Raw genomic sequence first — 6,824 nt, 5'->3', positions numbered from 1 at the left:
GCCCCGCGCGTCCCTCACGCGGCGCGTGCCAGGTCATCTCCGTGTCCAGCCAGATCAGCAGCGACCCGCGCTTGCGGCGCGCAGCGTTGTAGGTAGACCAGTTCGTCCTGCGGTAGCGGGCGGGCTTGGGCTTGCTCATGCTGCGCGCCTAACCGCATGGATTCCCGTTGTGAATCCTTCAACGGCTGAGGTCTGCAACAACGCCGCATGGAACAGGGCGTGTCGCTTGATGGCTTGATCTCATTGAAAGTTCGGCGGGCTGCTGAAGCTGGCAGCGTTTTTACGCCGATTGATCAGTTGACCTGAAGCCTCGGGGATTGTTTGATCTGTTCGAGTTATCTGGACGGCGCTGTTGGATAATCCCTGCCGTTAAACGCGGGTCAGGAGCAAGCCACCACCCGCCTGCTATCGCACCACGAACTGGTCCCGTTACAACGCAGCGCTGCGAAAGTGAGGGACTCTGCTTATCTGGGTGGACAGGAAGATGACCTGGCTTACGCTGCGCGGCGGGCGGCCTTGGTCATCCGCTCTATCTTTTCCGGTCCCGCCATTCAGTTCTGCCTGTCGATCAAGGTTCTTTTCAAACTGCCGTCGCGCGGGACCGCCGGGATGTTGGACAGCCTGCTCCGGTTAGCGGGGCTGGACTGGCCGGTTCCGGGCTTGTCGACCCTGAGCCGCAGGCAAAAGGCCTTGGCCATGCAGGTTTCCTATCGTGGCAGGTCCGAAAACACGGGGTGCAGGTCCGCCGGCGATGGCGCAAGGTGCATCTGACCATGGGTCAGGCGCCATCCCGATCATTCCCATGGAGTATGGCCGACCCTGGAAAGAGGGCTGTCCCGCCACAAAGGTCCGCAACAACACACTGTGTGCGACGCAATACTACGGCCGAGCATTGTGGAACCGCTGGTCTGGATATCACGCCGGCAGCCAGATTCAGGCGAAGATGCGCTGCCTGAAAGGCTTTAGAGAGCGCATCTCCGCGAGAGACCTCAGCCGCCAGACCGCCGAAATTTACACCCGAATAGCTGTCATGATCGGCTTCGACGCACTTGGCACTGCCGAGAACGATCGAATGACATGACGTCAGCGAGGTGAGAAAATTCACGCCTCAGGCTTTGGTTATGCGGCGGGAATCTCAATTCAGTAACCGCCGTTGGTATTCCCAGGCCCTAAGCGTCGGCGCCTTCGTCGATGTGTATGGGTGTCCGAAACGATGATGACCATTAACACTGCACGCGATGTGCAGGTCCTGCCAAGTGAAGATAAATCTTGGGGGCTTGACCCGGTTCCGGCGCGGTCTTCTCGGTGAGACCGCGCCGGAACCGGGTCGTTTGAGAAAGGAGAAAATACGTAAGCCTGAGCAAGGAGGCGCCATTGACTGGCAAAACACGCCGTCGTTAAAGGAAAGGGAAATTTCCTCATGAACCTTATTTCGACTACCGCCTCCACCTCAGCCCCTGAGACAGAGATCGCACTCGCGCGGTTTTTTTGTGGCCACTCGGAGGCCTTGGCCTAAGCAGCGGCTCTGCTGAGGTCGCGCCCAGCCGCGCAGCGCACGACGCGGCTCCACGATGCGCTTTTGAACGCCCCACGCCTCACACGCCACATGCTGCGGGAGATCGTTGAGCTACACCGGCTGCTTTCGCTCGATCGTGTCGGCGATCCAGACAGCGTTGAAGCCGGATGCTTTGCCAGGATCGATCCGATCTCTCCCGCAGTGGAGAAGATTTGCGTGCTGGCGGACGAATTGCGCTCACATCTCGAAGCCTACGCTGAAGCTGATGGCGTTGACCCATTCTGGAGCGTCTCGCACGACGCGGCATGACAGGCGATGCAGTTCCCCTTGCCGCCCCGACGAACTTTCGCGATCCGCACCGCCTCAATCTGTCCTCGCCAGGCGCCCTTTCTCGCGAGGCCGGGCAGGTAGCTGAGTTGCAGTGTTCCGACGATCGCCCCGTTGCGCTCGGCCACGACGAGCAACTGGTTCGGATTGCTTTCGATTGCGGAAAAGGCCACGCGGTAAGCCTCTGGCAGCGGCGCGCAGATCCTCGCGCAGTTCACCCAGCGGATCGTCTGCCAGCATCTCGACGATCTCGAACAAATCGGTCTCGCAGGCCGGGCGAAAAGTCAGTGGTGCGTTGGTCATGGTCGTGTCCTTCGAACCATGCGCCAGGACCGAGGGCGACCGACCCTGCCCGAATCCAGTCATACCTGTCCGGCGACAGTGACGGTCGCACAAAGGTAGCCGATCGCGGCGGCCAGCGCGGCGACCCAGCGCAGATGATTCCAGCGGGTCCAATCGCGCGTGTAGGTGGCCCAATAGGCGCGTGCGCCGGCGCTTCGGTGCTCCATGCTGTCGAGGCGCTGGTTCATCGGCACGTTCTTGCGGGCGGTAACCGCCATGACGCCGACGATGTAAAACCCGGCAGCACCGACGAGCCAGAGCGCCACGTCACGTCCCACAAAGAAAATACCAACGACGGCGAGCAGGATCGAGATAATGGTCAGCCCGATGAGGAGCGTCATGAACAGCGAGCGATAGACCTCACGGTTGATCATCTGCATCGCTCCGATCCCGGCGGCGGGCTCGGCTCGGCCAAGCGCGCGCATCACGAAATCGGAGAAGGTGAGAAACACACCTGCGACGAGGCCTGTGGCCAGGGTTGCGCCAATGAGGCCGATTTCAAAGAGCTGTTGGATCACTGGCTTGTCTCCCCGTGGAGGTTTCGGTTGGAATTGGCGGCGGGGCGGAAACGCGGGCCGCGCCGCCGCGGCGGGCTCAGCGCACGGGCTGCGCCGTGAAGCGGCCGGACGCCGGGTGCCAGAGGCGCCGGCGGAAGGCTGTGAGGCAGAGTGCGGCGATCACCAGTTCGACGACAAGAGCGCCGATGACGCTTTCGGACGGCATCCCGTCCACCGCAAGCCCGACCAGCCGTCCGGCCGGGAAGGCGATGAAGACCGTCAGGGCCACAGCAATAGCGACGGGCAGGTGCGCGGGCCGCCGGATACCAAGCAGCATCAGAAGGCCGACCCCCGCGAGACCGGCGCCAGGGGCGCGCAATTCGCTCAGCAGGTTGGCGTCTTTGCCGAGCGTGATGCCGTAGCCGGCATAGAAGGCGTGCGGCGCGAACAGGATGAAAGTGCCGATGGTGAGCGCGGTGAGGCCGGAGATACCGAGCGCGATCTTCTCCAATGTGGTGGGTTTCATGTCATGGTCCTTTCATAGGGTTGTGTCAGGCGGCGCTTGTCCACGTGCCGGTTTGCGCGGCGTCCCGGGCGAAATCCGCGAAGTCGCGCGGGCCACGGCCGAGCGCGCGCATCACGCCGTTCGCGGTGTGGGCATTGCGCCCGTCCAGCGTTTCGCGTGCGATGGCGGTGAAGACATCGGCGACGAAGGTGCCGCCAGCCTGTGCGACGTTCGCGTGGAATTCCTCGAAGCTGATCGGGACATGCCGGATCTCGCGTCCTGTCGCCCGCGAAAGCTCCCCCGCCATGTCCGCGAAGGACATCAGCCGCGGGCCGGTCACCTCGTAGAGTTGGTCTTTGTGTCCCTCTTCGGTCAGCGCCGCGACGGCGACATCGGCAATGTCGTCGATGTCCATGATGGGCTCGGCGATATTGCCGCCGGGCATCGGAAGGACACCGGCCAGGACCGGATCGCGCAGGTAGCCTTCGGAGAAGTTCTGCGCGAACCACGCAGCCCGGACGATGGTGAAATCGAGGCCGGAATTGCGCACCACGTCCTCGCCCAGCCGTGCTTGATGCTCGCCCCGGCCGGAGAGCAGGACGAGATGCTCGACACCCACGTCGCGGGCCGTCTCGCAGAGGGACTCGAGCTTTTCCACGGCGCCGGGGAAGGCGAGGTCGGGGAAGTAGGTGATATAGGTCGCCCGGGCCCCACGCAGGGCCGGCGCCCATGTTTCCGGCGCCTCCCAGTCGAAGGGTGTCGCGGAACTGCGCGAGCCGCGGCGCACGGGCAGGCCGCGCGCTTCGAGACGGCTGGCGACGCGGCGTCCTGTCTTGCCGGTCGCGCCGATGACGAGGATCGGTTGGTCTTTCATGGGGTCTCTCCCTGGCTTCGGTTTCGATAGCTAGGGAATAGGCGCGGGGATGCCGCGCGGTATTGACCGGCGCCGCCAGCCTTTTGACCGACGTCGCCAATGCGTGCGTCAGCGGCGGACCATGTCCTTGCGGTAGGTCGCGGGCGTTGTGCCTACCCATCGCTTGAACGCGCGGGTAAAGGCGCTCTGCTCGGAAAACCCGGTGAGGAACGCGATTTCGGCCAGCGAATGACTCTCGTCTCGCAAGAGCCCCTCGGCGAGGTCGCGGCGCGTTTCCTCGGTGAGGCCCTGGAAGCTCATCCCGTGTTCCGAGAGGCGCCTGTGAAAGGACCGCGCGCTGAGCCCGAGGCCGCGGGCGATCTCGGCCATCTTCGGCGTCCCTTCGCTGAGGGCCTGGGCGATCAGAGCTTGGGCTTGCGTGACAAGCGCGGGCGCCCGGGTGAGTTCGGACAGTTCCGCGTCGAGATGCGTGGTGAGGTAGTGCGAGATCCCCTCGTCCCCGAGGACGTTGGGCCGGGCCAGCGTCTCGTCGGCATAAAGGATCGCGTCGAGGTCCGCGCCGAAGCGCACTGGACAGCCGAACCAGTCCTCGTGCGCGGCGATCCTGCGCGGGGCGGGATGTCGGAGCATCACCTCCACGGGGGCGAGTGGCACCGGGCAGACCTGCCTTGCAATGGCCACGGCGCTCACAAGGGTCGCCTCGTTCGACAGGCGCATCCCAAGGCGCCGTTCGCCCGCCCGGTGCAGTATGACGAGCGTGCCCCCCGCTGCCGGCCGCAGTTCATATTCGACGACACTGGTCCAGAGACGCGCATAGCGTTCCACCCGTGCATATGATGCCCCAAGGGTCGTAGCCGCCTTGAAGGCCAGCCCGAGCGCGCCGTATTCGTCGAGCCGCATGGAGGCGCCCGTGCGCACCGGCAGATCGGTCGCGTCGATCTGCTCAGCGATCCGTTCGAGCATGTCGTAGTAGCACTCGGCCGGGATCATCTGCCCGGGGCCCCAGGGCGCATCGGGGTCTATCCCGACGCTGGCCAGCATCGCCGCAGCATCGATCCCACCGCCCGCCGCGGCGACCACCTTGCGCGCGAAGAGCGACGTGACATACCCCATGCCCGGCATTCTAAGGTTCGTTTGGTGAACAGCCAAGCTCGCGGTGAAACCCGGGGCGCGGCGGACGGGATGTCCGCTTTTCGTTAAACCGTGCATCCAACCTGCACGTGCAGCGAACTTCCGCTCGGAGGGTCGATCCCTGCCCGCGTTCCTTGCGATGTAGGACATGGAGCCGATGGTGCCTCCGGCTGCGACCGCGGCAGTGACAGAGGTGATGATGTCGAAAGTGGTCACTCCGGTAGTATAGCATGGATTGTCAGACTGTCTGTGACACCCCCTGCCCTTGCGCTATGCTTGAAGAGTGTGCGGAAGGAGCCCGACATGAAAAACCCCAGGAAGATCGATCACGCCCGCGTCACGGCCGCATTGGAAGGGAAGCTTGCAACCAGCGAGCTAACCAATGAGGAACACGCCGCCTGGGTTGAGGCCTTCAACGAGAAAATGGGCGAACCGGGCGAGCACGAAGAGGCCTTCTTCGCGCGCCGGCGGAGGCTCGGTCTCGGCGTCGGTCTCGATGAGAACGGCAACCTCGTCTATGCACGTTCACGACCTCCGCACTTGCGCTGACCACCACGCGTTAAGAGCCGCCGGCCGGAGGGGGGAGAAGCACAGGGACGGGTGTGACTTCTGGCCATGGCCCGGAGAGGAGCCACAGCGGGCAAACCCTGGGCGCCCCGACATCACGGGAAGGGGAAAAGCATCGGAGGCCGGTGCTATGTCCCTTTGCTATGACACCCGCGCCTTCCACCCGTGCCGATTTCTCCGGCTCGGTTTCGCGAAAAGGCATATTTAAAGGGGAAATGCGCCCCCGCGCCAAGGCAGGAAACGGTCTCGAGAACCGTTGACCCTTCACGGGGTCCCAGGGTTCCAATCCCTGTCTATCCGCCGTTATACCACTGATATTGCTGAACAAAGTGAAATTATCCGGGCGTAGTGCGCTCGCGCTGCAACCCCATTTTGCCCCTCAGAAGTGTCATAGTCTGACGCTTTTTGCGTTCCGACGGCGCCGACTATGTCCCCTTGGACGCGGCCTGTGCCGCCTTTAGGGTTCATTGGGCGAGTGCTGGCAGCAAGCAACGGAGGGACATCAGTGAACAAGCACAATCCTACGTTAGAGCGATCCTGGGGAACCATAGCCTGGCGATGTCGTCCCAGCTTGCCCCGCAGCCGTTCGACCTATGAGCCGAGCTAAGTGCGGCCCCGTGCGAATGAGGCCGGATGTTCTTGGGGCTACCGCGGATGGTCGCAGACGCTGCGCCCCTTCGCGGCTGCGAATGCTTTCGGCCCCAACTGCTGTTGGTGCATCGCGCAAGGAATGTCGGTAGCTCACCCCCCCTTTTCAATCCTTCGCTATCTTCCAACAGCTGCGGAACATGGGAGCTGTTGATATGTGCGATCCAGGATCAAAAACCCATTTGAGCGAAGTATGGGTCCTTTTTGAGCGCGGGATGATCAACATAGAGGTTTGGAGCCAACGATCCGCTGCTGGCGTTCTTCGCGGCTGCAAGTAGGATTAGGGTCAGGACCCATAAACGTGCTTGAGGCTCCACGGGCTGCATGATTCAAGCTCCCAAACACAGGGGCATGATGAGCGGGCATTTCTGGCTGACCGACGAACAGATGTCGCGACTGCGGCCGTTCTTTCCGAAG

7 protein-coding genes and 2 pseudogenes are annotated in these 6,824 nt (G+C 63.1%); 3 read left to right on the top strand and 6 right to left on the bottom strand.

The genetic code is table 11. The features are described from left to right. Positions 1-139: pseudogene (locus J5474_RS22280) on the bottom strand (IS5/IS1182 family transposase); the annotation flags it as partial. Positions 140-442: 303 nt separating this feature from the next. Between J5474_RS22280 and J5474_RS22275 the strand changes: the two are divergent. Next, positions 443-1,081, top strand: a pseudogene (locus J5474_RS22275) (transposase). A 525-nt stretch (positions 1,082-1,606) separates the two neighbouring features. Further along, the gene (locus J5474_RS22270) at positions 1,607-1,825 is read left to right on the top strand and encodes a hypothetical protein (RefSeq protein WP_209364197.1); all 219 of its coding nucleotides are present in this window, start codon (positions 1,607-1,609) and stop codon (positions 1,823-1,825) included. Positions 1,826-1,879: 54 nt separating this feature from the next. On the opposite strand, the gene J5474_RS22265 is transcribed toward J5474_RS22270, so the two are convergent. From J5474_RS22265 to J5474_RS22245, 5 genes are all read right to left on the bottom strand, one after another. Further along, positions 1,880-2,146: a hypothetical protein gene (locus J5474_RS22265; protein WP_209364196.1), complete on the bottom strand. Its 267-nt coding sequence runs from the start codon at positions 2,144-2,146 to the stop codon at positions 1,880-1,882. 59 nt (positions 2,147-2,205) lie between these two features. Further along, positions 2,206-2,703 carry an anthrone oxygenase family protein gene (locus J5474_RS22260; RefSeq protein ID WP_209364195.1) on the bottom strand — a complete coding sequence of 166 codons (498 nt, stop codon included), beginning with the start codon at positions 2,701-2,703 and terminating at the stop codon, positions 2,206-2,208. Between the two features lie 76 nt (positions 2,704-2,779). Next, positions 2,780-3,208, bottom strand: a complete 429-nt coding sequence (locus J5474_RS22255) for a DUF4345 domain-containing protein (protein WP_209364194.1) — start codon at positions 3,206-3,208, stop codon at positions 2,780-2,782. Between the two features lie 25 nt (positions 3,209-3,233). After that, complete coding sequence (locus J5474_RS22250) at positions 3,234-4,061, bottom strand: NAD(P)H-binding protein (RefSeq protein ID WP_209364193.1); 828 nt, start codon at positions 4,059-4,061, stop codon at positions 3,234-3,236. A 108-nt stretch (positions 4,062-4,169) separates the two neighbouring features. Beyond that, on the bottom strand, positions 4,170-5,174 hold the full coding sequence (locus tag J5474_RS22245) for an AraC family transcriptional regulator (protein WP_209364192.1): 1,005 nt from the start codon (positions 5,172-5,174) through the stop codon (positions 4,170-4,172). A gap of 321 nt (positions 5,175-5,495) precedes the next feature. Between J5474_RS22245 and J5474_RS22240 the strand changes: the two genes are divergently transcribed. Beyond that, complete coding sequence (locus J5474_RS22240; RefSeq protein ID WP_209364190.1) at positions 5,496-5,741, top strand: hypothetical protein; 246 nt, start codon at positions 5,496-5,498, stop codon at positions 5,739-5,741. Positions 5,742-6,824 lie beyond the last annotated feature (1,083 nt).

Origin of the sequence: Sagittula salina (assembly GCF_017813235.1) — a bacterium.
Lineage (GTDB): Bacteria > Pseudomonadota > Alphaproteobacteria > Rhodobacterales > Rhodobacteraceae > Sagittula > Sagittula salina.
The sequence above is the reverse complement of the archived record's forward strand: the minus strand, read 5'-3'. Positions and strand labels throughout refer to the sequence as shown.